The organism is Paenibacillus sp. FSL K6-1330 (assembly GCF_037976825.1).
GTDB lineage: Bacteria > Bacillota > Bacilli > Paenibacillales > Paenibacillaceae > Paenibacillus_AQ.
Window position 1 is genome coordinate 2049366 of record NZ_CP150269.1, and the last position, 22914, is coordinate 2072279.

33 protein-coding genes are annotated in these 22914 nt (G+C 46.8%); 30 read left to right on the forward strand and 3 right to left on the reverse strand.

Annotation, left to right across the window (positions count from 1 at the left end; translation table 11 throughout):
* Nucleotides 1-20: 20 nt before the first annotated feature.
* The 7 genes from NYE54_RS09145 (at nt 21) to NYE54_RS09175 (ending at nt 4665) form a co-directional block, all read left to right on the forward strand.
* A complete protein-coding gene (locus NYE54_RS09145; protein WP_339271687.1) occupies nt 21-947 on the forward strand; it encodes a hypothetical protein in 927 nt (308 codons plus the stop codon).
* Complete coding sequence (locus NYE54_RS09150) at nt 934-1269, forward strand: replicative helicase loader/inhibitor (RefSeq protein WP_339271689.1); 336 nt, start codon at nt 934-936, stop codon at nt 1267-1269. The genes NYE54_RS09145 and NYE54_RS09150 overlap by 14 nt, the downstream gene beginning before the upstream one ends.
* On the forward strand, nt 1247-2671 hold the full coding sequence (gene dnaB, locus NYE54_RS09155) for a replicative DNA helicase (protein ID WP_339271691.1): 1425 nt from the start codon (nt 1247-1249) through the stop codon (nt 2669-2671). The genes NYE54_RS09150 and dnaB overlap by 23 nt, the downstream gene beginning before the upstream one ends.
* A gap of 233 nt (nt 2672-2904) precedes the next feature.
* Nucleotides 2905-3039 (forward strand): hypothetical protein, encoded by a 135-nt coding sequence (locus tag NYE54_RS09160; protein WP_339271693.1) that lies wholly within the window; start codon nt 2905-2907, stop codon nt 3037-3039.
* Nucleotides 3040-3170: 131 nt separating this feature from the next.
* A complete protein-coding gene (locus tag NYE54_RS09165; RefSeq protein WP_339271695.1) occupies nt 3171-3299 on the forward strand; it encodes a hypothetical protein in 129 nt (42 codons plus the stop codon).
* Entirely contained in the window at nt 3296-3832 is a 537-nt protein-coding gene (locus NYE54_RS09170) for a hypothetical protein (RefSeq protein ID WP_339271697.1), read from the forward strand. Before NYE54_RS09165 ends, NYE54_RS09170 begins: the two co-directional genes overlap by 4 nt.
* Before the next feature lie 5 nt (nt 3833-3837).
* On the forward strand, nt 3838-4665 hold the full coding sequence (locus NYE54_RS09175; protein WP_339271699.1) for a hypothetical protein: 828 nt from the start codon (nt 3838-3840) through the stop codon (nt 4663-4665).
* Nucleotides 4666-4745: 80 nt separating this feature from the next.
* Here the strand turns inward: NYE54_RS09175 and NYE54_RS09180 are convergent, their stop codons facing one another.
* On the reverse strand, nt 4746-5057 hold the full coding sequence (locus NYE54_RS09180) for a hypothetical protein (protein ID WP_339271701.1): 312 nt from the start codon (nt 5055-5057) through the stop codon (nt 4746-4748).
* A gap of 144 nt (nt 5058-5201) precedes the next feature.
* Here NYE54_RS09180 and NYE54_RS09185 point away from each other — a divergent pair, with 144 nt between their 5' ends.
* From NYE54_RS09185 to NYE54_RS09205, 5 genes are all read left to right on the forward strand, one after another.
* A complete protein-coding gene (locus NYE54_RS09185) occupies nt 5202-5693 on the forward strand; it encodes a hypothetical protein (RefSeq protein WP_339271703.1) in 492 nt (163 codons plus the stop codon).
* A 41-nt stretch (nt 5694-5734) separates the two neighbouring features.
* Nucleotides 5735-6016 carry a hypothetical protein gene (locus tag NYE54_RS09190; RefSeq protein ID WP_339271705.1) on the forward strand — a complete coding sequence of 94 codons (282 nt, stop codon included), beginning with the start codon at nt 5735-5737 and terminating at the stop codon, nt 6014-6016.
* A gap of 258 nt (nt 6017-6274) precedes the next feature.
* Nucleotides 6275-7252, forward strand: coding sequence for a fibronectin type III domain-containing protein (locus NYE54_RS09195; RefSeq protein ID WP_339271707.1), 978 nt, complete (start codon nt 6275-6277; stop codon nt 7250-7252).
* A gap of 400 nt (nt 7253-7652) precedes the next feature.
* Complete coding sequence (locus NYE54_RS09200; RefSeq protein WP_339271709.1) at nt 7653-8129, forward strand: hypothetical protein; 477 nt, start codon at nt 7653-7655, stop codon at nt 8127-8129.
* A 298-nt stretch (nt 8130-8427) separates the two neighbouring features.
* Nucleotides 8428-9165: a hypothetical protein gene (locus tag NYE54_RS09205; protein ID WP_339271711.1), complete on the forward strand. Its 738-nt coding sequence runs from the start codon at nt 8428-8430 to the stop codon at nt 9163-9165.
* A gap of 176 nt (nt 9166-9341) precedes the next feature.
* Here the strand turns inward: NYE54_RS09205 and NYE54_RS09210 are convergent, their stop codons facing one another.
* A complete protein-coding gene (locus tag NYE54_RS09210; protein WP_339271712.1) occupies nt 9342-9749 on the reverse strand; it encodes a DUF6680 family protein in 408 nt (135 codons plus the stop codon).
* Between the two features lie 91 nt (nt 9750-9840).
* Here NYE54_RS09210 and NYE54_RS09215 point away from each other — a divergent pair, with 91 nt between their 5' ends.
* Together NYE54_RS09215 and NYE54_RS09220 are read left to right on the forward strand one after the other, a co-directional pair.
* The gene (locus NYE54_RS09215) at nt 9841-11148 is read left to right on the forward strand and encodes a site-specific DNA-methyltransferase (RefSeq protein WP_339271714.1); all 1308 of its coding nucleotides are present in this window, start codon (nt 9841-9843) and stop codon (nt 11146-11148) included.
* A 134-nt stretch (nt 11149-11282) separates the two neighbouring features.
* Nucleotides 11283-11498, forward strand: a complete 216-nt coding sequence (locus tag NYE54_RS09220) for a hypothetical protein (RefSeq protein WP_339271715.1) — start codon at nt 11283-11285, stop codon at nt 11496-11498.
* Here NYE54_RS09220 and NYE54_RS09225 read toward each other — a convergent pair.
* The gene (locus NYE54_RS09225; RefSeq protein ID WP_339271717.1) at nt 11493-11906 is read right to left on the reverse strand and encodes a hypothetical protein; all 414 of its coding nucleotides are present in this window, start codon (nt 11904-11906) and stop codon (nt 11493-11495) included. The two genes, NYE54_RS09220 and NYE54_RS09225, sit on opposite strands and share 6 nt — an antisense overlap.
* 300 nt (nt 11907-12206) lie before the next feature.
* On the opposite strand from NYE54_RS09225, the gene NYE54_RS09230 reads away from it, so the two are divergent.
* The 16 genes from NYE54_RS09230 to NYE54_RS09305 all read left to right on the forward strand — a co-directional run bounded on the left by NYE54_RS09230 (nt 12207) and on the right by NYE54_RS09305 (nt 22911).
* Complete coding sequence (locus NYE54_RS09230) at nt 12207-13088, forward strand: phage terminase small subunit-related protein (RefSeq protein WP_339271718.1); 882 nt, start codon at nt 12207-12209, stop codon at nt 13086-13088.
* Nucleotides 13081-14499 carry a DEAD/DEAH box helicase family protein gene (locus tag NYE54_RS09235; RefSeq protein WP_339271720.1) on the forward strand — a complete coding sequence of 473 codons (1419 nt, stop codon included), beginning with the start codon at nt 13081-13083 and terminating at the stop codon, nt 14497-14499. The genes NYE54_RS09230 and NYE54_RS09235 overlap by 8 nt, the downstream gene beginning before the upstream one ends.
* Before the next feature lie 16 nt (nt 14500-14515).
* The gene (locus NYE54_RS09240; protein ID WP_339271722.1) at nt 14516-16015 is read left to right on the forward strand and encodes a hypothetical protein; all 1500 of its coding nucleotides are present in this window, start codon (nt 14516-14518) and stop codon (nt 16013-16015) included.
* A complete protein-coding gene (locus NYE54_RS09245) occupies nt 16015-17064 on the forward strand; it encodes a phage minor capsid protein (RefSeq protein WP_339271723.1) in 1050 nt (349 codons plus the stop codon). The genes NYE54_RS09240 and NYE54_RS09245 overlap by 1 nt, the downstream gene beginning before the upstream one ends.
* A complete protein-coding gene (locus NYE54_RS09250; RefSeq protein ID WP_339271725.1) occupies nt 17065-17217 on the forward strand; it encodes a hypothetical protein in 153 nt (50 codons plus the stop codon).
* A 12-nt stretch (nt 17218-17229) separates the two neighbouring features.
* Nucleotides 17230-18024 (forward strand): scaffolding protein, encoded by a 795-nt coding sequence (locus tag NYE54_RS09255; protein WP_339271727.1) that lies wholly within the window; start codon nt 17230-17232, stop codon nt 18022-18024.
* A 15-nt stretch (nt 18025-18039) separates the two neighbouring features.
* A complete protein-coding gene (locus NYE54_RS09260) occupies nt 18040-18417 on the forward strand; it encodes a head decoration protein (RefSeq protein WP_339271729.1) in 378 nt (125 codons plus the stop codon).
* A 37-nt stretch (nt 18418-18454) separates the two neighbouring features.
* Nucleotides 18455-19591 (forward strand): major capsid protein, encoded by a 1137-nt coding sequence (locus NYE54_RS09265; RefSeq protein WP_339271731.1) that lies wholly within the window; start codon nt 18455-18457, stop codon nt 19589-19591.
* A gap of 52 nt (nt 19592-19643) precedes the next feature.
* Entirely contained in the window at nt 19644-20006 is a 363-nt protein-coding gene (locus NYE54_RS09270) for a hypothetical protein (protein ID WP_339271733.1), read from the forward strand.
* Between the two features lie 9 nt (nt 20007-20015).
* Nucleotides 20016-20405, forward strand: a complete 390-nt coding sequence (locus tag NYE54_RS09275; protein WP_339271734.1) for a hypothetical protein — start codon at nt 20016-20018, stop codon at nt 20403-20405.
* Nucleotides 20402-20722, forward strand: a complete 321-nt coding sequence (locus NYE54_RS09280; protein ID WP_339271735.1) for a hypothetical protein — start codon at nt 20402-20404, stop codon at nt 20720-20722. The genes NYE54_RS09275 and NYE54_RS09280 overlap by 4 nt, the downstream gene beginning before the upstream one ends.
* A 40-nt stretch (nt 20723-20762) precedes the next feature.
* Entirely contained in the window at nt 20763-21167 is a 405-nt protein-coding gene (locus NYE54_RS09285; protein ID WP_339271737.1) for a hypothetical protein, read from the forward strand.
* Between the two features lies 1 nt (nt 21168).
* Nucleotides 21169-21576 (forward strand): minor capsid protein, encoded by a 408-nt coding sequence (locus NYE54_RS09290; RefSeq protein ID WP_339271739.1) that lies wholly within the window; start codon nt 21169-21171, stop codon nt 21574-21576.
* 2 nt (nt 21577-21578) lie between these two features.
* Nucleotides 21579-22130: a hypothetical protein gene (locus NYE54_RS09295; protein WP_339271740.1), complete on the forward strand. Its 552-nt coding sequence runs from the start codon at nt 21579-21581 to the stop codon at nt 22128-22130.
* A 71-nt stretch (nt 22131-22201) separates the two neighbouring features.
* Nucleotides 22202-22612 carry a hypothetical protein gene (locus NYE54_RS09300; protein ID WP_339271742.1) on the forward strand — a complete coding sequence of 137 codons (411 nt, stop codon included), beginning with the start codon at nt 22202-22204 and terminating at the stop codon, nt 22610-22612.
* Between the two features lie 20 nt (nt 22613-22632).
* On the forward strand, nt 22633-22911 hold the full coding sequence (locus NYE54_RS09305; RefSeq protein ID WP_339271744.1) for a hypothetical protein: 279 nt from the start codon (nt 22633-22635) through the stop codon (nt 22909-22911).
* Nucleotides 22912-22914: the final 3 nt, after the last annotated feature.

Below are 22914 nucleotides of genomic sequence, written 5' to 3' on the forward strand. Positions count from 1 at the left end.
CAATTTAAGGGGATGAGCAAATGCCCGAAGGCAGTTACCCTTTTCCGATATACTCCGGATTACTCGAGCCAGAACATTACAAAAGAATAGGCAGCGCGATATGGCTTTTCCTCTGGTGCGTAAGCTCCACGACGGCGGAGAGAGAAGAAGAAGGAACGGTCTGGGGCATCGTCCTTGGGAACAAGCCTATGAAGTTGTTTGAGATATCCGAAAGGTTCGGAGTCAACGAAAAAACTGTGAGCCGCTGGTTGGACACCTTAGAGAATCATCAATACATACGAGTGACCAGGGCTCCAAGAGGCTTAATACTCTGGGTCAGAAACTCCAAAAAGAGAACAGACAAAAATGTCCGATCACCCGGAAATGAACAGACAGAAATGTCCGATCACATCGACGGTGATAAGACAAATATGTCTGATCACAAACAAACTGATCAGACAAAAATGTCCGATCAGACGTCATTTTCGGATAGTGATCGGACAAATATGTCTGATCTAAAAGATATTAAAGATCTTACTATTACTACTACTACTGGGGATTGGATTGAGGAAGATGCTGACCCTCAGATAGACGGAATGATTGCCATTTTAAACGCTTATTGCAAGATGCACAACAAGCTTGATATACATGTCACCCCTTACGAACGTGAAGCCATGGGTAAGATGGTCGCCGGAGGTACGCCTAACCCTTTTACCATTCGAACTATGGCAAGCCTGCTCGAGGCCAAGCGAAAGCGTGAGGGTGCGCGTTTTAAAATGCCCAAGAGCTTCCTGTACTACGTTGAAGGCATTGAAGAGGCTTGGCAGAACTCCCAAACTATCAGTCCGCCGATGACTGAAGTCGCCCAGGGAACGCCAGAGCAACCGAAACGAATGAGCAAGCAACAACAGGCACTTGAAAACTTACGAAGACGTGCGAGGGAGGAACGGCAGCGTGAACAGAGCTGAGGTAATCGACCTTTTCATCGAAATCAAGCAAGAGTACCCACAATTTAACGACAGTGACGAAGAAGTTGATCGTCACTTGAAATATCTCAAAGATTTCCCGTTTGACGCAGCTTTGAATAACGTCGAGCAGCACATCAGGACAAATAAATGGCCGCCCGGCATCTCAGAAATCCGGGGGAGCTTGGGGGAACAGATCGAGCGTGACCGCATGAAGTCTTTCACGCAAGAGTATTTCGCAGAACGCGCCCAGGCTAAGAAGGAGGCATGCCCGCCACCGCCAGGCTGGAAGGAGTCCATTTATGCAAAACTCAGACGTGCTTGACATGTTCATGCCAGATATGCCGCATGCATTGGCAGCCGAATGCTCCGTGCTTGGCGCGATACTGTTGGAACCTTCAGTATTTGAGCAGGCAGAGGCACTCCCAGTCCAGGCGTATCATCACGCTGGCCACCAGCTTATTTTTCAAGCGATGACGGAGCTGACGGAAGAGGGAATCCCGATCGACCTTGTAACGCTGACTGGACGCCTTGGTGACAAAGGGCAGATTGAAGAGATCGGTGGCCCATCATATCTGGCGAAACTGGCCCACAGCGTGCCAAGGACAGAGAACATTGAATCCTACGTGACCGACGTACACAACAAATTCATACTTCGGGAATATATCAGATCTACGATGGCAACGGTCCAGGCAGCTGCTGCGGGGACAGACCTTCAGAGTCTTATCACATCAGCCCAACAGGTAGCAACGACGCTGGCCGACAGGGCGGCGCCGAAGCAGGATTTCAAACGGATCAACGATGTGTTGGTTGAGGTCATCGAGGAGACAGAGAACAAAGCCGAGGTTTATAAAACGGGGAAAGTCACAGGAATTGAGACAGGATACACGGATTTAGATAGCATCCTTGGTGGTTTGCAGAAGAACGATTTGATTATCGTTGCAGCGCGACCATCGGTCGGGAAAACAGCTTTCGCCTTGAACATCGCTCAGAACGTGGCCGCCCGTATTGAGGAACCTGTCGCTATTTTCAGTTTAGAGATGTCCGCCGCACAGTTGGTCACAAGGATGGTCAGCGCAGAGGGCAATCTCGAGGCGAGTAGGCTCAAGATGGGTGATATGGGGTCCGAGGATTGGACCAAGATGGCAGCAGCTGCTGGAGCATTAGGCGGAACGAATATCCTGATTGACGATTCCCCGGGAATCACGGTTCATGACATTCGGTCGAAATGCCGCCGGTTGAAGAAGCAGGAAGGGCTTGGGCTGATTGTGATCGATTACCTGCAGTTGATATCAAGTGTCAGCAAGGGCCGCGGGCAGGAGAATCGGCAGCAGGAGGTATCGGAGATCTCCAGGACATTAAAGCAGTTGGCTAAAGAGTTGGATGTGCCAATCATCGCGCTTTCCCAGCTCAGCCGAGGTGTGGAACAGCGGCAAGACAAGCGTCCGATGATGAGCGACCTTCGGGAATCCGGATCGATCGAGCAGGACGCCGATATCGTGGCTTTCTTGTACCGGGATGATTACTACAATCAGGAATCTGAGAAGAAAAACATCATCGAAATCATCATTGCTAAACAGCGGAACGGCCCTGTGGGTACTGTGGAGCTGGTGTTCCTGAAGCAATTCAATAAATTCGTCAATTACGATCGGGTGCATTTGGATCCCGGTCCACAGCCACCAAAACCAAACAAGGTGGTCAATATGGAAAAGCGCCAATGGGCGTGAGGGAGGAATAGATTGGGGAAACAAGCGAGACCAACAAAACCCACTCGTAAGCAGAAAGAAGAAATGAAGGCATGGAAGCTTGTTCCGGATTCTTGGCTAGTCGTCCAAGATACCCCGACTGAGTTGCTTTTGATTAGTAAGAGCGGATTAAAGAAACGTGTCATACGTCGAGGTGCATGATGGGGAGTCCGTGGAGCAAGTGGAGCGTGTTCGAATACATGAGGCATCGGTTCATGCATACAGGCAGTGTCCCTGATCGCCAGGAGCTGCTTATAGAGTTTTCAGACATGGAGTCTTCTAAGATCGACGAGGGCGTTAAAGAATTTGAGCTCGCTATGAAGATCGGAGGCGGGAAGCTTGCGCAGTGAAGCTCGTATCGATCCGTTCTTCCAGGAGGCACCGTGGGAAATCATCTACGACAACGACGGCCGGCAAATAGGAGAAGTTTTCGTGCTCCGTGGCTGGTCGAAGTCTACAAGAAAAAGGAGGGCCAAGAAACATGGAAGTGCGAGACGAAATCAAAAGGGTTATTGACGACCTTGAAACGAAGGCAAAGGCTGTCAATAACACGGCTGCTGCTGCGGCCTACCTGTACGCCGCCGAAGAATTGAAGAAGGTGGGGAAATGAACCGTTACGTCGGAGTGGACCACTCAACTAAAACGGGGGTCGCTATATTGGACCCGAACGGTAATGTCTTGAAAAGGATCGAGATCCAAGCCGATGGTGCGTTAGATGCTGCACGAATCAACGATGTCGTTGTCAGGACACTCCGGTTAATCCAGCCAACCGACAAAGTGGCCATCGAGGGATTTTCCTACGCTTCAACGGGTTCGTTTGTGGGACAACAATACGCGATAGGTTGGGCAATTCGCATTGGTTTATATGTGCGAAGGCAAAAGTATATCGAGGTTGCTCCCACGCAGCTTAAAAAATTTGTGACCGGGGTCGGGAAAGGATCTAAAGAAGAGCTAATCTTACCCATATATAAACGATGGGGATTTGAACACCCAAGCGATAACGTCCGAGATGCTTTTGTCCTGGCTCAAATCATAAGAGCAATTCATGAGCCTGTGCAGCTCACTAAACCGCAACAGGAAGTCATTCATAACCTTATAAATCCGCCCGCTAAAAAGCCGGCTAAAAAGAAGAAGGGAAAGTGATAGGGATGGTTAAAAACTACGCGAAATTTACTGCTGAAATTCAAAAAGGGATCAACATCAAAGGTTCAGATGTAGAAATGAAAATATTAATTCCGTTGAAGGCTGCTCAACCATATCTGAATTTTCTAAGCAATAGCCAAGGTAACGAAGTGAATATCTTTGTAGGAGATCCGCAGATGGCTTTCGATTTCGAAGAGGATGAAGACGATGCCTACAAGATTTACCAAGGTGGGCGGCGTGTAATTACAGATGCTTCCGGCGTGGTGACATCGGTCGAGCAGCCGGATGAGCAAAAGGATGAAAATCAGGCTGAGCTGGATTTAGAGGGGGCAGCTTCTGAGGCAGAAGCGAAAGGGAATGAAGAACATTCCGGCGATCCAGCAGGGGACTTACCGCCGACAGAGGAAGGCGAGGAGCTGAACGATTCGGAAAAGGAAATCATGGGTGAGGGTTCAACGCAAGAAGGTTCTGATCTTCCGGAATGGATGCAGGAACAGCAGCATGAGGAAAAAACTGATGAACAGGAAATGACCTTTGAGGAATCAGATCAGGAGTCTGCAACTGATGGTGTTTCTGAGGTTAAGGAGCCTCAGGCATCCAGCGATGAAGAGATTAGTAAGGAGGAGCTGGAACAGTTCATTTTAAAAGAACGTCCTTCCTTCGAAGATATTCCATTAGATTTCCCGTTGTTCTTGGAAAAACGATTGAAAGAGGGTAAGACATGGGTTGAAATTTCTAAGATTGCTGGCATTCCTTCCAGCCAAATTCAGCCGAAGTGGAAGAAGTATAAGGAAATGGTCACCAAGATGATGAGAGACGGCGGAGCAGCTTAATAGATACCAGAGTCACAACCCCGGTCGAAGCAGACCGGGGGCCTAAATACATTTTAAGCAGAAGTTAGTATGTAGCAGAGTTAATAATTCCTAAATTGATCCTCAAGTTTCTGAAAATGTCTTTTCTCTAGATATTTTGTTAGTTTCATTAATGGTTTTATAGCAATATGAGCAGCTTCACAAGCCGCGGCATAAATTAAAAAAGGTAGCGTGTAGCTGTCTGTCAAATCTAAAAAAGCTTGGAGCTCATCACTATCGGGTACCTTAGAAACTTTAAGCTGGAATCCTAAAAACACCGCTATTGATATGTAAGAAATAAATTTCAACCCATAGAGAGCATAATTTAAAGATTTTAAAAGACCATCAAATGCTACAAGTAAGAATGAATACATTATCAAAAACCTCCTAATTTTTAATATCGGAAGTTTTGCTAGTATTAATGAACAAAAAATAGACCCCCTAATCCTTGGTCGGGGCGGGGGGCAATCGGTAATATATTCCTCTCAATGATTATAACATAAAGGGGATTGAGGGGAATGGCGATGGCATGGGGACAGGGAGAACTCTTTCCAATAGCAAATGAAGCGGAGATCCAGCGCACAAAATTCCTGCTCGGAAAATATAAAGAGATGACATTGCTCATGCAGGATTTCGAAAAGTTTGAAGAAGATCTAAAACAAGTGGCAATTGATGGCGAAGCTGCTCGCCGGATTGATCAGGAAGATCTTCATGCTGATAAGACGGCCAACGCTACGATTTTAATTGAAAAGCAGCGTTGGGTGTATCAACGGTATCAGTTCTACACACAGCAACTCAAGCGAGCGTTTGGATTGATTCAGGATGCCGAGGCAAAGAAAGCAGTCGATTACAGATACATGCAGGGGTACTCTTACAAAGAGACGTTGCTGTTCTTCAGACATGGTCTAAGTGACAGTACTATCCGTCGAAAGATATCTGAGGGTACCGAGAGCATGGCCAACAGTTTGAAGCTCATGGGTTTTTTCGAGCAAGATAACGCGGAGTTTTAACGTAGTAGACACTTTTAACACAGGAAGGGAGCGAATCAGAGATGGAGGAAAAGTTTGATTGTCCTCGATGCGGGGAGCGGTTACATGATGATTGGTGTCGGGTATGCGGTCGGGAGATCAAGGATACAGATACGCTGAAAAGAGTGGTGGGGGAACATAGGGATCATGTAATTTTGCTCTATAAAGGCGAAAAAGGTGTGCGTGTAGATTTTGGAACGGCGAGAAGTAAAGAGGTTTCAACGATTGAAGAAGCTCGAAAACTGATTGACTATCACCATAGCCCGGACAAGTGGAAAAATGACTCCTCTGAAGATGGCGATTAATAATACACAGTACGAACGTAAGGCGAATTTTGACACTAAAGTGAACACAACCTGAACGTAATTTGACTGTATGTTGAACACCACATGACGGTTTTCCCATGATAGTATGTAAGCATAGAAAAAGGCGAGAATGACACGCACGGCTGCATGAATGCGGCAAATGACCGGGGCGTAACTCTTCTCGCTTTTTTTTCTATACATAATTAGGAAGGAAGTTCCGATATACAGGTTATAAACTGTTCTAAGGAGATGAATCATTTGAGAGTTAGATTAAGTGTCATTATTATTGCGTTGATGTTAGTTTTAATTTCACTACCATTAAACAATCAAGCCGAGGCCTACCCGGGAGGACTGCTTGAAGGGAAACAAATGGCTGCTTCTTCTAATGGGCTGAATGTCGATTGGTCCAATACTGTATCTGAAGCGACAGATGGTGATACAAATACATCTATTCCTCTTAAATACGATGGTGTCGGAGTAGCCTACTTACAGTATCGTTTTGAGAAGCCTACAGACATAACAGGCTATCAACTTTTGCTAGATACCAAATCTTCAAAAACGCGCCTTCGCTTTTTCGGTGAGAACAACAAGTTGCTATATGATAATGCAAACTTGGTTCAGGATGGAACGAGAACTAATCTTAAAATTTCGGGGGCTTATGAAGTTTGGATCAACGCGAATCCTGGTCCTATTAACCTAAAAGAATTTGATTTATTCGGAGATTCTCCTCAGCAACCTAATCCTGAAAGTCCTCTTAATCTAACTGTGATCGGTCAAACCAGTTCAAGTGTTGATTTAACTTGGAACGCTGTTAATTCTCCAAACGTACAAGGATATTATGTCTATCTTGATGGAGTTCAAATGCCTGGAATTGTCACTACCAACAACTTTACTATCACTGGACTGACGCCTGGACAAACCTATACGGCATATGTTACAGCCGCATACTCAAATAATATAGAATCGGGACCAAGCAATACAGTAACCATTACACTTGAAGAACCTGTTCCGGGCAATTCTATCTTAAAGATTTATTTAAATACTGGCTATGAAAGAGAGTACGACCTGTCAACAAGTCAAATCAGCGATTTTATTAATTGGTATGATAATCGGGCAAATGGAATTGGAAAGAACTACTACCCATTCGTGAAAACCGTGAATGTTGGATCATTCAAGAAAATTACTCAGTATATTACCTTCGATAAAATTGTTACTTTTGATGTGAACGAATATTAGGGTATGGGCCGCTGTCTAACAGCGGCTTTTCGAATTAATGAGCATGATCTTGAAAAAGGGAAGTAATGAGGGGATAGTTAGTCTTATTCCGAATTAATTATGTTGACTCCATTTTTAACTCAACAGTAAAATGGTCTTGTTCTCCTCTCTGGTTACTAATTGCAGATGCTTTTAAAGCAAAGAGCGCAGCGTTTTGCTGCGGCCGGCACGGTCGCCAGTGCTCCAGCAAAACATTAAGCTTGTATGATATCTTCATATAAAATCCCGAAAGTCGTTCCCTTAGCAGGAGCGGCTTTTCTTGATTTTCATATATTAGATTATTGACTAATATATACCAATGTTATATATTTGATTTGAATCCAATATATTCCTATTTAATAGGAGAAAGCAGGCGATTTTAATGAGAAAAAAGGCAATCTTTGCAATTCTTGGACTAGCTTTAGCGACAACACCTATGACAGCTTTTGCTTCCTCGAACGAAGCTGTGCTAGAACCTACAAGCACAATAAAGCCTTCATTATTTGACAATACTATTGTTACACCTTTTCAGATTGACCAGGAGTTTTCTATTAACTTTAATGGTGGCTCCAATGTACAAAGACAATTCACAATTAATCCTGGGTATGGCCATCTTAAAGTTTTCTTTATGAATAATAGTAGTTACCCCGTGACAGTGTCTATAGTGCACAAAAGTTCAGGTTTAATCTATCTGAATAGAGATATTCCAAAAAACGATACTCTTGATTGGAGAAGTTTCAATGAGGGTTATCCTCAAGGAATGAGAACTGGAGAGTATGATGTTACATACAAAGGTAACTCGAATGATGTTAATGGAGTAGCATATTTTAAAATGGGTTCATCTTTAGGTGATTTTTGATTTTAATCGACTGAAGTTCATACTTAATCTCAAAGAGCTCCCGAGGAATTATCGGGAGCTATTCACATTTAATTTAGCAGCACTGATAACAGTTCTTTTTTATTTCCGAAAAGGTGAGTGGTGTTGGTAAGAAGAATAAGCTCATGAAGTCTACAAGAAGACCGCAGCAGCCGGAGAAGTGCAAAGGCTGCATGTGGGGCGTATGGACCGGCACGAAACAGTTTTGTGGAAGACGCCCTTGTGTGAAGAAGGGAAATACTTCCTGATGTCGAAATATGACAACGGGAGAGGTGAGTAAATGACAGCAATTATTGGTTTTACAACAGGATTATTTTCAATCATTCTAACTGATAACCGAATAAATTGGGGCATGGAACAAGAGTACGGTTATGAGGATGGTCAGGAAAAGTTATTCAATATTCCTGAAATGGGGTGGGCTGGAGGAGCAGGGCTCTCTTTGTTTATCAATGATTTCAAAAAGTCATTAGCAGAAGAAAAAGTAAGTGAGGTTCAGAATATAATAGATATATTTAAGAATTCTGTTGATTATTCAAAAAATGAGGCACCTGAATATTCAGAGGTAATAGATGAAAGCGTAGCAATTGCTTCATGGATCGGAGCAACAGAAGCTATGGATAAAATACTTTTCAGAGTAGGTGTTCTGTCTAAAAAACATTTTGGTAATCAAATGGGTTTATTAAATGAAAATGAGATTTTTGTTGTATACCCTCCTGAGTACCTTCGTTCCATTGAAAAGGTAAGGGAACTTGAAGAAAGATATAAGTTAAAAATTGAGCATGATTTTGACTTAAGTGAGATTCTTATACGAATGCTTCACATTTTTAATGAGATTTCACAAAACTCGAAATTTGTAAGTACTACATGCGATGTAGGTTTACAATTCATGGCAGAGGAAGGATTAATTAAAGCAAAAATATCTGGAGAAATAACGAAACTAATTAATAAACTAGAAAATGGTGATGTAAGTAGTTGTATTGAAATTATTAACGTTATTGGTCCCAAAATCAGCAACTAATAAAAGTTCTTTTTGGAGGATTAAACATCGAAATTTAAGCTGTTTTAAGGTGTGGGCAATGGATTGTGGACGAATAGAGGGACAGGACAGGAAAACAGCAGAGAAGGGGCAACGCGTTGGCGTGTGCCCCTGTTTTGCATGCACGTATATGGGAAACCAACTCAACACAAAAATGGCTAATTAGATGAGTATTTTGTTTGAAAAGGTGTTAAGAAGAAGTTGTCTGAAATAGCATCTGCGCTTATATCTAGATCTCGAGATATACATTTAAAGAGTTCCAATAACTTCGCTTCAATTTTGGCAGTTTCTCTATGAGTAGAGGTGACTGTTTCATGAAAGTTTTTCAGTGCACTAATAACTTCTTTAGATTCATAAAAAACAACAAAGAGAGAGTTTAAAGCTTCTGCGAATTCTTTTGAATAGATATTGTATCTGTAACCCATTAATTTTCGAAATACGTCGAGTTTTATTTTTCGAGCTTCATTTTTCTTGTAAATCCATGTTGAGATAAAAACTGCTACCGAACCAGATAATATTGCAGATGCTAGTCCTATTAATAATTTTTCTAAGAAATCTTGATTCAATACAATCTCCTCTTTTCCGTCTGATAATTATAAAACAATTATACTTAAGTGCATAAAAGTGGTACATATAAAAAGTTAGGAGGGAAATGACGTGGACATCAGAGTAATATCAATCGATCAAATCAATGCAGCAGCTTATAACCCAAGAGAGGATTTACAGCCCGGAGATCCGGACTATGAAAAGCTCAAGCAGTCGATCACAACTTTCGGCTATGTAGAACCGATAGTTTGGAATGAGAGGACAGGCAACATGGTCGGTGGGCATCAGCGTTATAAGATCATGGTCCATGAACAAGGACATACGGAGTTGGCCGTCAGTGTCGTTGACCTGGACGATCAGCAGGAACGGCTTCTGAACATTGCGTTGAACAAGGTATCCGGTCGTTGGGATGAAGAAGCGTTGACCAGGCTGTTGGCTGATCTGCAAATAAGCGGGGCCGATATGGCGTTATCAGGTTTTGACGAGGAAGAGATCAGTGACCTGGTGGCTGAGTTCGGCATTGTACCAGATACGGAGATTGAGGATCCGGTTGTGGAGGATGACTTCGACGTTCAAGGGGCACTTGATGACATCCGGGAGCCGGAGACGCAACGGGGAGATATTTGGCAACTTGGTCCTCACCGATTGATGTGTGGTGATTCAACCAGCAATGAGGATGTAAGCTGCTTGATGGATGGTCAACTGGCAGCACTGGTTGTGACAGACCCACCATATAACGTGGCCGTTGAAAGTGACTCTTCCCGTCTGGCCGCTGACGGCCGGGAGACAATAGTGAACGACAACATGCCCGCAGAGGAATTTGCGGGCTTTTTGCATTCCGTATTTGAGAGGTATGCCGAACATATGGGGCCGACGGCCGCGATATACGTCTTTCATCCATCTTCTTACCAGCGACAGTTCGAGGAAGCCATGAACGCAGCAGGCATTGTCATCCGGAGTCAATGCGTATGGGTGAAGAACGCGGCTTCATTCGGCTGGTCGCAGTACCGCTGGCAGCATGAGCCGGTATTCTACGCTCATATAAAAGGAAAGGCCCCAGCTTGGTACGGCGACCGCCGACAGACCACGGTATGGCGCGCTGGTCTCCCTTTGGAGGAACCTGAACCATCCACGGTCTGGGAAGTGTCCCGTGGTGATGTCGGCAAGTACGTTCATCCGACACAAAAGCCGCTGGAACTGCTGGCCATACCAATCAAGAACAGCAGTCGTCCAGGTAACACCGTGGTCGATCTCTTTGGAGGCAGCGGATCCACTTTGATGACCTGTGATCAACTTGATCGGCCCTGCCGGACCATGGAGATTGATCCAAAATTCTGCGACGTCATCAAACGACGATACCAGGAGGCAACCGGCATTGAACCTGTTCTTATCCATCGTGTTGTTACCACAACACAATAAAAAGGAGGACGCTGTAACGTCCTCCCCTTGATCCAGGGTATCCCCCGGCTGAGATAGCGGCCCGCCGCGCGCGGCATTTTGCAGACATCCGCTATCTCGCATTCCATCATAACGGAAAGCCGAGGGGAACGACAATGGGAACACCTGAGAATAAAGAATTGCTTATGCAGCATGAGCTTCAAGTCATGGAAGGTATCCTCGAGAGCAAGGAACAATACCGGAAGATCGTCAAGGCTGGAATAGCCAAGTGGGTGAAGGATTTTCAGGAAGGTCGGATTGAGATCAAGACGGTGGATGATCTGAAAAAGCTCATTGAGATTGATATCGAGCTGCAGAAGGATGAATTATGATGTTTTCCTTTCTTGTTCAATCTGTTCAACGATGAGACAATGCCTTTTAATCTGACTTTCTTTAAGTGTGTCTAACAGCGTGAAAGATAAAGCGAAAATAAAAATTGAAAGACAAATGAATGATAAACTACCTATTGACTCTAATCCAGTTTGTAATGTTTGTAATATTTTTTCGATATTTGCTGTCCAACCGAAATAATCTGCTTCTTTTAATGCTGTATTTCTTTCTTCAAATCCTAACAAGGCAATAGAGATCGTAACAGTTACGGTCACTAAAGTTACGGAAATAGTTACTACAAGTTTTATCAGCAATTCTATTGAATTATTTAGATATGAGTTTTTTGAATTTCTTTCCTTCAAGTGTAGCTTTGCGAGCATAAATTCAAATGGTTTTAGCTCTTTGTACAAAAAGTATAAATCCCTTGTTTTCGTATAAGTTGTGATAACACCATCTTCCGAGTCCCTAAATAAAAAAAATGAATCAATGGCATTAGAAGAAAATAAAAACTTGAAATAGTTAATTTCTCTAAATGGCTTGTTTAGCGTGACCGTGAGAAAAGAATAGTAAAGATAACATGAAAGTAGCAAGATAAACGCTATTGCTATCAATATTAGATAAATCAAAATAGTCCGACCTTTCCATGAGAATTGATAATAATATCGGAAAAACTGCATCAAAAGTTAATATGGGGGTGGTGATGGTGTAGCATGGCTAGAGAAAGAAGTCCTAATCGGGACAAGGCAAAGCAAATGTGGTTGGAGAGCGGTGGGACGATGAAGCTTAAGGACATCGCCGCCGCTCTTTCTATTGGGGAGACCCAGGTCCGAAAGTGGAAATCTCAAGATAAGTGGGCTGCAGATTTGAATAGTAACGTTACCAATGAATCAAAAGGTAACGTTACTAAACGAGGCGCCCCCAAAGGGAACAAAAACGCAGTCGGTAACCGCGGGGGAGCTCCTGCAGGTAACAAACGAGCTGTTGGCAATAAGGGCGGTCCCGGTGGGCCACTAAAAAACAAGAAAGCCGTTACCACGGGCGAGTTTGAAACGATTTGGATGGATGCACTGGAAGAGGATGAGCAGGACCTTGTTGATCAAGTCGACACCGATCCGATTCAACAGGCTGATGAAACTATTAAATTGCTGTCTATTCGAGAGCGCCGCATGCTTCAACGGATCGGTAAGCTGATGAATGGTTTGACCGAGAAGCAACGAAGGGTCCTGAACGAGCTTAAAGGGATCAAGGATGTAATGACCGTACATGATGAGAAATCAGGTACCACAAAGACAATCCCTGTTACCCGGACCGAGATGGTTGAATCTCAAGTTGAAGAGACGGAGTATCGAGCCATTGACGACATCCTGAAGATCGAAGATGCATTGACCCGAGTCCAGGCTCAAAAGCTCAAAGCGGCGGAATTGAAGAATCGCCTGATTGATGACGAGAAGCAGATTCGTACAGCTCTTCTGCAGATCGAATTGAACAAGCAACAAGGCGCTGCGGGTGCAACGCAAAGCTGGACCGACGCCCTAAAGGAAATTGCACAGCGTCGTAGAGCTAAGCAGGCGGAGGCGTTAGCAGATGAGTAAGCCGTATAACGTTGTCACTGATCTGCTCGATCTATATTGGGATGACCCGGTTGCTTTTGCTGAGGACATGATGGGCTTTGATCCGGACAATTGGCAACGTGATGTCATGATGGATGTGGCTCAATTCCCGAGGACCAGTGTCCGATCTGGTCAGGGTGTTGGGAAGACAGGTCTTGAGGCTGCATTGGTCATTTGGTTTCTGTGCTGCCGTCCTAATCCCAAAGTGGTATGTACGGCGCCAACCAAGCAGCAGCTGCATGACGTTCTTTGGGCAGAGGTATCCAAGTGGCTGGAGAACTCCATGGTCAAGAATCTCCTGAAGTGGACAAAGACCAAGGTCTATATGGTAGGCCATGAACAGCGGTGGTTTGCCACGGCCAGGACGGCCAACAAACCCGAGAACATGCAGGGTTTCCATGAGGATTACATGTTGTTTGTCGTCGATGAAGCTTCAGGCGTAGCGGACCCGATCATGGAAGCCATTCTGGGCACCTTGTCTGGCGCAGAAAACAAATTGTTGATGTGTGGAAACCCGACTCGTACGAGTGGGGTTTTTTATGATTCTCACAATCGGGACCGCAGCCGATTCCGTTCTCATAAGGTGGATAGCCGTAGCAGTAAGCGGGCCAGCAAAGAGAACATTCAGATGCTGATCGACAAGTACGGTGCTGATAGTGATGTTGTCCGTGTCCGCGTATATGGAGAATTCCCAAAAGCGGAAGCAGATGCATTTATCCCTCTGGAGCTTGTCGAGCTGGCTACAGGAACAGTTGTCGAACCGATCGGTGACACTCTTCATCTGGGCGTTGACGTCGCACGCTTTGGTGACGATGAAACGATTATCGCACCGAGAATCGGTATGAAAGTATTTGATCTCAAACGATACAACAAGCAGGACACTATGGTGACTGCGGGTCAGGTATTTAGTATTGGGAGGGACATGCTTAACACCTTTCCACAACTGGAGTTTGTCGAGATCAAAGTCGATGATAGCGGGGTTGGTGGCGGCGTCACAGACAGGCTGAATGAGGTAATCGCAGAGGAAGGAATGTATGGTTGGCGGGTAATCCCAGTTAACAACGGGAGTAAACCCACTGACGATGAAGTCGAGCATTATGAGAATCGCGGGACAGAAGCTTGGGCTGTTGTTCGGGATGTTCTGCAAGAATGTTTTTCAAAACATATGCAGGGTGAACCTATCAGTGTTGAGCTGCCGAACGATGAACGGCTAATCACTCAGCTAACGCAGCGCAAATACAGGATGACCAGCAAAGGGAAGCTTGCTCTCGAACGCAAAGAAGACATGAAAAAGCGCGGGCTTGATTCTCCTGACCGTGCGGATGCTGTCGTCCTGTCATTCGTAACCGATAAAGCACTCCAGTACACGAATCAACGGCCTGCAGGCTGGTAGAAGGAAGGTGAATAGAATGACGATCATTTACAGCAAAAAGAGCTTTCCGCCGCCGCCATTTGATCTAGAAATCGGGATGATGCAGTATTACCGGCTTCTGTACGAGGGCGAACATGCAGAGATCTTCCCGAGGGCTCAGTTGGTAACGAAGGAGCACCGGTTGGTCCGGCGGCGTGTCGGTGTGCGGTCCTGGCGGCAGGTCGAGAAAGTGTTCAGTGCAGATCGCCAATACATTGTGGCCAACTTCAGCAGCCTTGTCGCTGAGGTGCCGGCGGATCTCCTGAACCGGTCGCTCGGGAACATTTCAGCCGATACGGAGGAAGGGCCGGAGCTGGAATTCGTGTCCACTGTCGTATCAGCCAGTAAGCCGAATGAGAAGGTTTGGTCTGCTGTAGTACAGACTCAGGTTGACGGAATGGTCGCCTACCGGATCCGAAGGGATGGTTCCGGTGTAGTATGGTTCGAATGGATTCTAGGGGATCGTTACTTCCCTCATGACGATGATCGCGGTGTTGATATCGCTTGGATCGAAGAATGGGGCGAAGATAGCCGGAAAGATCGTTTCCTGAGGGTTGAGCGGCAACGGATTGATGCAAATGGTCTGACCATTGAGCAACTGGTCTTTAAGATGGAGGGTGACAAGGTCACTGATCAGGTCGATATTAATGAGTACGCTGCTGAATATAAGTTGGACATTCCAGAGGATGCAGAGCTTCCGGGAGTAAACGAATTGCTATGTGGTGCGATTACCAATGAGGACACATTGTTACATCCTCGTGGGCGGTCCGCACTCCGAAACATTGATGGCCTGCAGGAAGAAATCAACTGGACCATCACCCGAGACAGCGTTGTTTTTGAGAAGCATGGGAAGCCGAAGCTGGCTATTCCGAAAGGTCTTTGGGATACCGTAGCCAACGACAACAACAAGCATTACGGAGGGCACTTCGTTCGTAACGCTGACCTTGAGGTGGTCAGCTACAATGAGAACAACGGAGCAGTGCCTATGTATATCACTTGGGATGCCAAGACACAGCAAAGCTTTGAACACGTTGCACGTTTGATCAAGTACATGCTGGCCATAAGTAAAACTTCACCCCAAGCAGCTGGCCTGGAAGATGGCAAAGGTGATTCTGGGGTTGCGCTACTCTACCTTTGGATTCAATCGGTCATTAAGGCCGAGGCGATTCAATCAAAGTTCGATGCAGCTATTAAAGCAGCCATAAGGAAGTGCATGATCCTCGAAAATGCGATCGGGAATCAAAATCTTGAAGTTAACGATCCTGTGGTCGAGTGGGGGGAACTGCTGCCGAAGGCAGACAGCGAGAAGGATACAGAAGAAATCGAGAAGTATGCCGGCGGTGTGCAATCATTGGAGACGACGGTCCGTCGTATGCATCCGGATTGGTCAGAGGAGGCAATTATGGCTGAGATCCAGAAGATCCATGACGAGCAGACGGTTGACTCGATGAATCCAACCTATACGCAGCCGCCGCGGGTGAACTTGGGTGGTAGCTAATGGCTGATGCTGATAAACTCATTGCTCTTTATACACAGGCTGGGGAACGGCTGATCCAACTGATCCGGTCCTTAGAGCTTGGTAGCTACACGCAGCGGAGGAAACAGCGGCTGCTGGAGCAGATCGATGAGATCCTTTCCGAATTGACAGACGGATCTGCTCAAAGTATGTCTGAACTGTTGGCCGAGGCATATAAAGAGGGTTCCCGCGAAGCATCGAGCAGTATGATGACTCAGGGGATGGTGGAGAATCAAATCAATACCGTACTGGAACCCATCATTCATCAGCAAGCTGTTCAAGCGATCATGGACGATACCTTTTTCCGAATCCTTGAGGCGACTGATAACATGTCTCAGGATGCGAAGCATCGGGTGGAGGAGGTTGTCCGGGCGGCGACAGAGCGGATATTGGCCGAAGGGGTCAGCCGACGAGAAGCGACCAAAGAAGCCGTTGCAAAGATGACTGAGCAAGGTATAACAGGAATTGTAGCCAAGAACGACGCACGGATCCCAGCGGATAAGTACATGAACGGCGTTGTCCAATACAATCTCCGGAAGGCACACGTCACTGGGGCTGAGAACACGATCGTTCAGAACGGTCTTGACCTGGTCTATGTGAACTACGTGGGGATAACCTGTGAATATTGTGCAAAATACCAGGGCCGCGTGTATAGCATCAGCGGCAATGATTCGCGGTACCCGAAACTGGAAATCCGCCCGCCATACCATGCCCATTGCGTCCATTCTATAAGTGCTTGGATTGAGGAATATCAAACTCCTGAGGAAATCGAGCACATGATAGTCGTATCAAACCGCCCATTCACGGATAATCGTACTGAGGCGAACATTCGACGGTACAACGAGATCCAACTGGACAAATCCCGAAAGAATGAGACACGCAAACAGTGGATGAGATACAAGGCTGTGCTGCCGAATGACACACCGAATTTACGGCAGTTCGCCAGTTTAAAAGCCCGGGGCACCAAAAAATACACCGAACTACAGGAATTATATCGTAAAGCAAATGCAGCGATTAAGGCGGAGGCTTAAATGAAAAAGAAGTTTATTATTGAAGTTGATATTGTCGACGGGTCTGTTGATTATAAGAACCCTGATGAACTCAACTATTTTGAGGTTCTTGGTGCAATTGAATTCGTGAAGTTGATGATTTCGAATAAGTTTGATAACGAAGTCGCTGAATAGGCGGCTTTTCTTTTGTCCAAACCGTGGCATGACTTTAAACTGCTATGCGAGGAAGCCTACCCGGGCATAAAACAGGAGGATGAAAAGATGTACGAATATATCGCAAGACGTTTTCCTTTGAAATTGAACCTGCAGCTCTTTGCTGCTGACGATGGTGCCAGCGGAGGGGCAGGCGGCGAAGGTGGCGGCGGAGATGGAGCAGGGGGAAGCGGCGGTGATGGTGGTAGCGCCGGTAACGGCGAGAAGACGTTTACTCAAGCGGAACTCGATCAGCATGTACAGCAACGCGTTGCGCGTGCTGAGAAGGCTGCTCAGAAAGCTCTGGCTAAGCAACTGGGTTTTGACTCAGTGGAAGCCATGCAAGCCGCCGTTAAGCCGACGGAGAAGCAAGACAAAGAAGGGAAACTTGATCCTGCGGAAGTCGATCGTCTGGTCGATGAGAAAATCAAGGCGCGTGAAAAGGAGCAGAACGACAAGACCTTCAAACGTTTGCTAAATGCCGAGGTTAAGGTGATGGCGAATGAACTCGGGTTCGCCGATTGGGAGGACGCAGCTGCACTCGCAGACCTGTCCGCCGTAAAGGAGAACGACAAGGGTGAGCTGGAGGGCGTGAAAGAAGCACTCGAGGCATTAGCCAAGAAGAAACCGCATCTGTTGAAAGCCAAACAGGGCAGTGGCCGGATCGGTGCAAATGTACCGAACTCCCAAGAGCAAAAACAGAAGAAGCATGAAGATATCGTTAATCTTGCAAAAAGCCGCGGAGTGATCGGTGGACAAACTGTGAATGACCCGTGGGCAAGAAAATAAGGAGGGGACTATTCAATGAGATTGCAACCTAGACAACGTGTAATTGTTCAGGATGAATATGAAATCTTGGCATCGTTTGAAGTCGTCCGTGAGGTGACCAATGGTATCACCATTGATTCGGCAGCCGTTACCGCGGATGCCAATGGCGACAAAATCATCAAGAAAGGCATGCCGATGGCGAAGGTGACGGCATCGGGCAAATTTGTACCCTATGATCCGGCTGGAACCGATGGCAGCCAAAACCCGACCGTTATCCTGAAGCGCACGGTCAACGTCAAAGACGGTGACCATGTAGTCGGTGGCTATGAAGTTGGTAAGTTTATCACCGAGCGTATTCCGGTTACTGTCGACGACACGCTGCGCGAGAAAATGCCGCACATTGTTTTTGCCTAATTCCATTACTCTTATAGATGAAAGGAAGGAAACTATAATGACCAAACAGTACAACCTTCGTTTGAGACTGGATCTCCAAACCTTCGCGGATGATCCGATCGATTTAACACTGGAGGAAGCTCTGACTGGCGAGGATTTGTTGGTGTATTCCCGAAACCTCGAAGTATCTAATGAGTATCTTTATCCTCTGTTGTTCCCACCCCAGGAAACTGACGAATTGACGGTCGATGTCATTAAGGACAGCGGGTCGAAGTTGCCTGTCATGGCGCAAATCGCTGAGCTGGGTACCGAGGTTGAGTACGGCTCCCGTGAGGGGCTGACTGGGAGCCGAGTAACTATCCCGAAGATCCAACGAGGCCGTTACATGGACGAGAAGTTGGTCCGTATGGCTCTTCAAGCATCGCAAAGCTATGGCTTGCGAGACGCAGAACGTAATAAGCTGCGGCAAGAGCAACTGAATGACGCGCAGTACGCCGTGGATGCAATCCAAGCGCGGAAGGAATGGATCGCTTTGACCAGCGTCTGGAGCGGCAGTGTCAATTACGTCGAAGGTAACGTTCGCGTCGAAGTTGATTACGGTTATACTCCTGCTCAAAAGCCTGTACTCACGGGCGCAGACAAGTGGGATGATTTCGAAAATTCGAAACCTCTGGACGATATCCAAGAATGGATTGATGCATGGGCGGATTTGGGTATTTCCCTCAAACGGGCTATGACGAGCAAAAAGGTCATTACGCTGCTTCGACGTAACCTGTCGATTCGTCAACATTATCACGGCAATCCTAGTGGTAACGCACGGCCGCCTGAACTCACCCGAGCGCAACTGCAATCGGTGTTCGATGAGCTTGAGTTTCCGGCACTCGTCGCCTACGACACTCAGGCCCGAACGGAAGACCGTAAACTTACCAATGGAAAGCTTAGCTTCACAACCGTGCGGATGATGCCACAAAATCGTTTCGTGTTACTTCCTGACGGTCCGCTGGGTAATTACCTTTGGGCCAAGACGACGGAGGAAATGATGTCCGAAATTGAATCCGTTCAAACCGGTGACATGGGCATCTATGTATTCCGTGATGTCACCAAGAATCCAATCCGCCTGCGTACAGCGGGGGTGGCTTTGTCCTTCCCGGCATTCGCCTGGGCGGATAGTGTAGTATCCGCAACGGTATATTAAGGAGCCTTTTAGAGGGCTCCTTTTCTTATTTCAAATGAAAAGGGTGATTGGATTGGATATCAAACTGACAGGGGTCGTCAAATACGACGGCAAGTGGCGTCAACCCGGGGAAGTGTTACGAAAGGTGAATGACGAGGCAGCGAAGGAAGCCATTGCCGCCGAAGCTGCTGTAGAAATCGAAGCTCTACCAGATGAGCCCGATACGGAATTGCAAGAGCTCCGTGAGCGGGCGAAAGAGTTGGGGGTTCCAAATGCTGGCCGTCTCGGTGAAGCCAAGTTGAAGGAAGGCATCGCTGAGAAGGAGGCTGAAATTGAAGCTCTCCGGGAAAAAGCACTCGAACTCGAAATTGACGGAGCCTACGAAAAAGATGCAGCTACGCTTGTCAAAGAAATCGAAGCAGCCGAGAAGAAGTAGGTGATCGGTATGGACCCTCAAGAAGTTGGAGCTTGGATCATGGCCAACATGCTGGATACCGACGCATGGGACCGGGCCACGGATCAAAAGCAAGCCGTTGCCGTCGTTCAAGCTGAACGTAATTTGGCTCGATGGTATCCCAAGATCAGTCCGATGGCCGTCTCGATCGTTGCGTTTCAAACGGTATGGGAGCTGCAGGGCGTCGACCCGGCACTTAAATATCAGAAACACAATGTTAAAACGGTATCGGATAACGGCGAATCGATCAGCTACAAGGAGGAGGAACGCCCTGACGTGGCCCCTGACGTCCGGGCCTTGCTTGGACCTACCGCAGCAGAACTAGCCGAGAAGGAAGCCGCAGAAGTGGCGCAGCGGCAGTATGGCGGTGCATTGGTATGAGTCTCTTTGGATACCCGGCGACGGTAACTCATTGGCACGTAGGAGGCAAGGACGACTGGGGACGGCCGCAGCAGCCCATCAGCGATGTCAAAGCGGCAAAGGTGGTCGAGGAGCAACGTCTGATCCGGAATGCCCGCGGCGAGGAGATTCAGATCGCATACGAGATTCATTTGGAAGGCCCCCAATCCGTAACCCTTGACGATTATTTCGAATACGAGAACAAGCTCGGCATGAAGATCCGTTGCGATGTCGCTCATTTTGAAGTCAAAAAGTACCTTGGGACGGATGATGTAAAGAAGGTGATCGTCTATAGCTGACCACCAATTATTTAGCTTTAGCCTCGAGGGGATTGACGCTATGGTCGACCGATTAACGAGGATGGAGAACGACTTGGACCGGCGCCTGGAAGAAACACTTACTCGCTTGGCCTTAGATGTGATACATGATGCAAAACGTTTGGCCCCTAACCTTTCTGGCGATTTGGAGGACCAACTGATCATCGGCGAAGTCAAACGGACTATAGCTGGTATGTACATTGATCTCGGGACGAGCCCGGCGGTTGATGATTACGCTGTGGTTCAACATGAAGGATTCCGAAAAACCAAAAGCGGTGCAATCGTGGAAATGACTCCAGGAGAGAAGACATTAAGCAAAGGGTCATACAAAGGATACATGCCAGGGAAAAAGTTTCTGGAAAACGCTCTGAAAATGAACGAAGATCTTATTTTGCAGGAATTAAAGAGCGTTCTGGAGGGAGGATAGCATGCTTGCAAGCGACTTGATTGCATACCTGACGGATGCCGGATTCACCGTTTATCCGGATCCCAACTTCATCCCGGCTGAGCTGCCGGAATCGAAGCTTCCCTGCTTGTTTGTTTTCGGTACTGGCGGGTACGCAGCACATGCTTATGTGCCGACCGAGAGGCCCACATTTCAGGTGATCGTAAAAGGCAAATCATACAAGGCGATGCCGGGGAACATGGCGGGGGCCGAGGCTCTTGCCAAACGGCTGATCAAGCATTTGCATCGGCGGACCAATTACAATGCGGGTACCGTGCATGTTTTTTCAAGTACGGCCAACCAGTCCAGTCCTATACCTCTTGGGCTCGACGATAAGGATCGGCCTATGTATTCAACCAATTTTGTATTTTACGTTAAGGAGGAAAATTAACGATGGCAGATGTGGATAAGATTTATGCAGGTCCCGGGATTTTTAAATGGGGCGTGGATGATAAGGGTATGCTGTTGCCAGATGCCGTTATCATTGATCTGACCCAAGGAGGAATTCGTTTCTATACGGAAACCACCTACTTCGAACCGACGACCGACCAAACGGGTACAGCCCCGGTTAAGTCGTTTTCGACCGGCACGATTGGGCGGGTGGAGTTTGAAACTCCAGACACGGACTTTGATAAGGTCGTAAAATTTAACGCTAATGCGATCAAGGTCACGGATGCGAATGATCCGGACAAGGTAAAATATCAGATCACCGGTCTGGCAGGAAAAGAGCTGCCACGTAAACGGGCCGTGATTGAGCCACAGGGTATTACGGATCCGTCTCGGTTCATTTATATTGAGTCCTGTGGTATTAAGTTTGACGTTAACGCGCAGTTTATGTTGGATGATAACCAGAAATTCCCGATCAACGGTATGGCGTATCCTGATCTCAAAGCCACACCGAGGGGTCTGCTTTATACCTGGGGCGACATCACGGCAACGGCATAATTCATTCATACGCAAGGAGAGGGCAGAAGCCTTCTCCTTTTTCTTATTTCCTACGAGAGGAATGATCAAGGATGTTTAACCTGGGTAGCAAAAAGGATTATGTCATGCTCGGCAGTAAGAGGGTTACGGTACCCAAACTGACCCGAAGCCGATTGAAGAAACTGACCGACCATATCGGGTCGATCGGTGATTATCTTATTAAGCTTTTCCTGACGCCTGAAAGCGACCGCGCGGTGTTCATTGTGGCCGCCGCTGACGTTTCGATAGATGAAATTTACGAACTGACTTCACTATTGAGTGACCTGCCCATGGATTACTTGGACGAGCATGCCGCATTCGGCGAATGTACCGAGTTTCTCCGACTCACTTGGGAGAAGAACGACATGAATGAAGCTCTAAAAAACTTGAACGGCCTGATTCCTCCAGTAGCACAGCAGTTCATTCAGAGCATCGTGAAACGGATGGATCGGGCCGACGTGTAGTCACCTATGATGATTTTGTCTTGCGCTGTTGTGCGGTACTGGGCAAGACCCAATACGAGATCGAGAACGAATATTATTTCGTGGACCTCCCACAGATGCTTATGCTGCATGATCAGGTAAGGGCAGAGCAGTTGCTGATGCAAATCGATATAGTGTCTTTTCCGCACCTCATGGACAAGGAGGCAAGGGAAAACATTATTAAGCGGATCAACAGCATGCTGCCGAAGCCGCCGGCAGAACCACCAAAGTCGGCAGAAGAACAATATCAAGCGCGGCTCGCGCGTATGAGGGGACGGTGAGAT

Excerpts from the sequence above, each read along its gene's own strand:
- NYE54_RS09205 (WP_339271711.1), top strand. The coding sequence starts at position 8,428 with ATGACAGCAATTATTGGTTTTACAACAGGATTATTTTCAATCATTCTA.
- NYE54_RS09245 (WP_339271723.1), top strand. The coding sequence starts at position 16,015 with ATGGCTGATGCTGATAAACTCATTGCTCTTTATACACAGGCTGGGGAA.
- NYE54_RS09285 (WP_339271737.1), top strand. The coding sequence starts at position 20,763 with ATGGTCGACCGATTAACGAGGATGGAGAACGACTTGGACCGGCGCCTG.
- NYE54_RS09240 (WP_339271722.1), top strand. The coding sequence starts at position 14,516 with ATGACGATCATTTACAGCAAAAAGAGCTTTCCGCCGCCGCCATTTGAT.
- NYE54_RS09170 (WP_339271697.1), top strand. The coding sequence starts at position 3,296 with ATGAACCGTTACGTCGGAGTGGACCACTCAACTAAAACGGGGGTCGCT.
- NYE54_RS09190 (WP_339271705.1), top strand. The coding sequence starts at position 5,735 with ATGGAGGAAAAGTTTGATTGTCCTCGATGCGGGGAGCGGTTACATGAT.
- NYE54_RS09220 (WP_339271715.1), top strand. The coding sequence starts at position 11,283 with ATGGGAACACCTGAGAATAAAGAATTGCTTATGCAGCATGAGCTTCAA.
- NYE54_RS09230 (WP_339271718.1), top strand. The coding sequence starts at position 12,207 with ATGGCTAGAGAAAGAAGTCCTAATCGGGACAAGGCAAAGCAAATGTGG.
- NYE54_RS09290 (WP_339271739.1), top strand. The coding sequence starts at position 21,169 with ATGCTTGCAAGCGACTTGATTGCATACCTGACGGATGCCGGATTCACC.
- NYE54_RS09295 (WP_339271740.1), top strand. The coding sequence starts at position 21,579 with ATGGCAGATGTGGATAAGATTTATGCAGGTCCCGGGATTTTTAAATGG.
- NYE54_RS09280 (WP_339271735.1), top strand. The coding sequence starts at position 20,402 with ATGAGTCTCTTTGGATACCCGGCGACGGTAACTCATTGGCACGTAGGA.
- NYE54_RS09160 (WP_339271693.1), top strand. The coding sequence starts at position 2,905 with ATGCATACAGGCAGTGTCCCTGATCGCCAGGAGCTGCTTATAGAGTTT.
- NYE54_RS09145 (WP_339271687.1), top strand. The coding sequence starts at position 21 with ATGCCCGAAGGCAGTTACCCTTTTCCGATATACTCCGGATTACTCGAG.
- NYE54_RS09175 (WP_339271699.1), top strand. The coding sequence starts at position 3,838 with ATGGTTAAAAACTACGCGAAATTTACTGCTGAAATTCAAAAAGGGATC.
- NYE54_RS09165 (WP_339271695.1), top strand. The coding sequence starts at position 3,171 with ATGGAAGTGCGAGACGAAATCAAAAGGGTTATTGACGACCTTGAAACG.
- dnaB (WP_339271691.1), top strand. The coding sequence starts at position 1,247 with ATGCAAAACTCAGACGTGCTTGACATGTTCATGCCAGATATGCCGCAT.
- NYE54_RS09250 (WP_339271725.1), top strand. The coding sequence starts at position 17,065 with ATGAAAAAGAAGTTTATTATTGAAGTTGATATTGTCGACGGGTCTGTT.
- NYE54_RS09180 (WP_339271701.1), bottom strand. The coding sequence starts at position 5,057 with ATGTATTCATTCTTACTTGTAGCATTTGATGGTCTTTTAAAATCTTTA.
- NYE54_RS09185 (WP_339271703.1), top strand. The coding sequence starts at position 5,202 with ATGGCGATGGCATGGGGACAGGGAGAACTCTTTCCAATAGCAAATGAA.
- NYE54_RS09200 (WP_339271709.1), top strand. The coding sequence starts at position 7,653 with ATGAGAAAAAAGGCAATCTTTGCAATTCTTGGACTAGCTTTAGCGACA.
- NYE54_RS09300 (WP_339271742.1), top strand. The coding sequence starts at position 22,202 with ATGTTTAACCTGGGTAGCAAAAAGGATTATGTCATGCTCGGCAGTAAG.
- NYE54_RS09235 (WP_339271720.1), top strand. The coding sequence starts at position 13,081 with ATGAGTAAGCCGTATAACGTTGTCACTGATCTGCTCGATCTATATTGG.
- NYE54_RS09260 (WP_339271729.1), top strand. The coding sequence starts at position 18,040 with ATGAGATTGCAACCTAGACAACGTGTAATTGTTCAGGATGAATATGAA.
- NYE54_RS09275 (WP_339271734.1), top strand. The coding sequence starts at position 20,016 with ATGGACCCTCAAGAAGTTGGAGCTTGGATCATGGCCAACATGCTGGAT.
- NYE54_RS09265 (WP_339271731.1), top strand. The coding sequence starts at position 18,455 with ATGACCAAACAGTACAACCTTCGTTTGAGACTGGATCTCCAAACCTTC.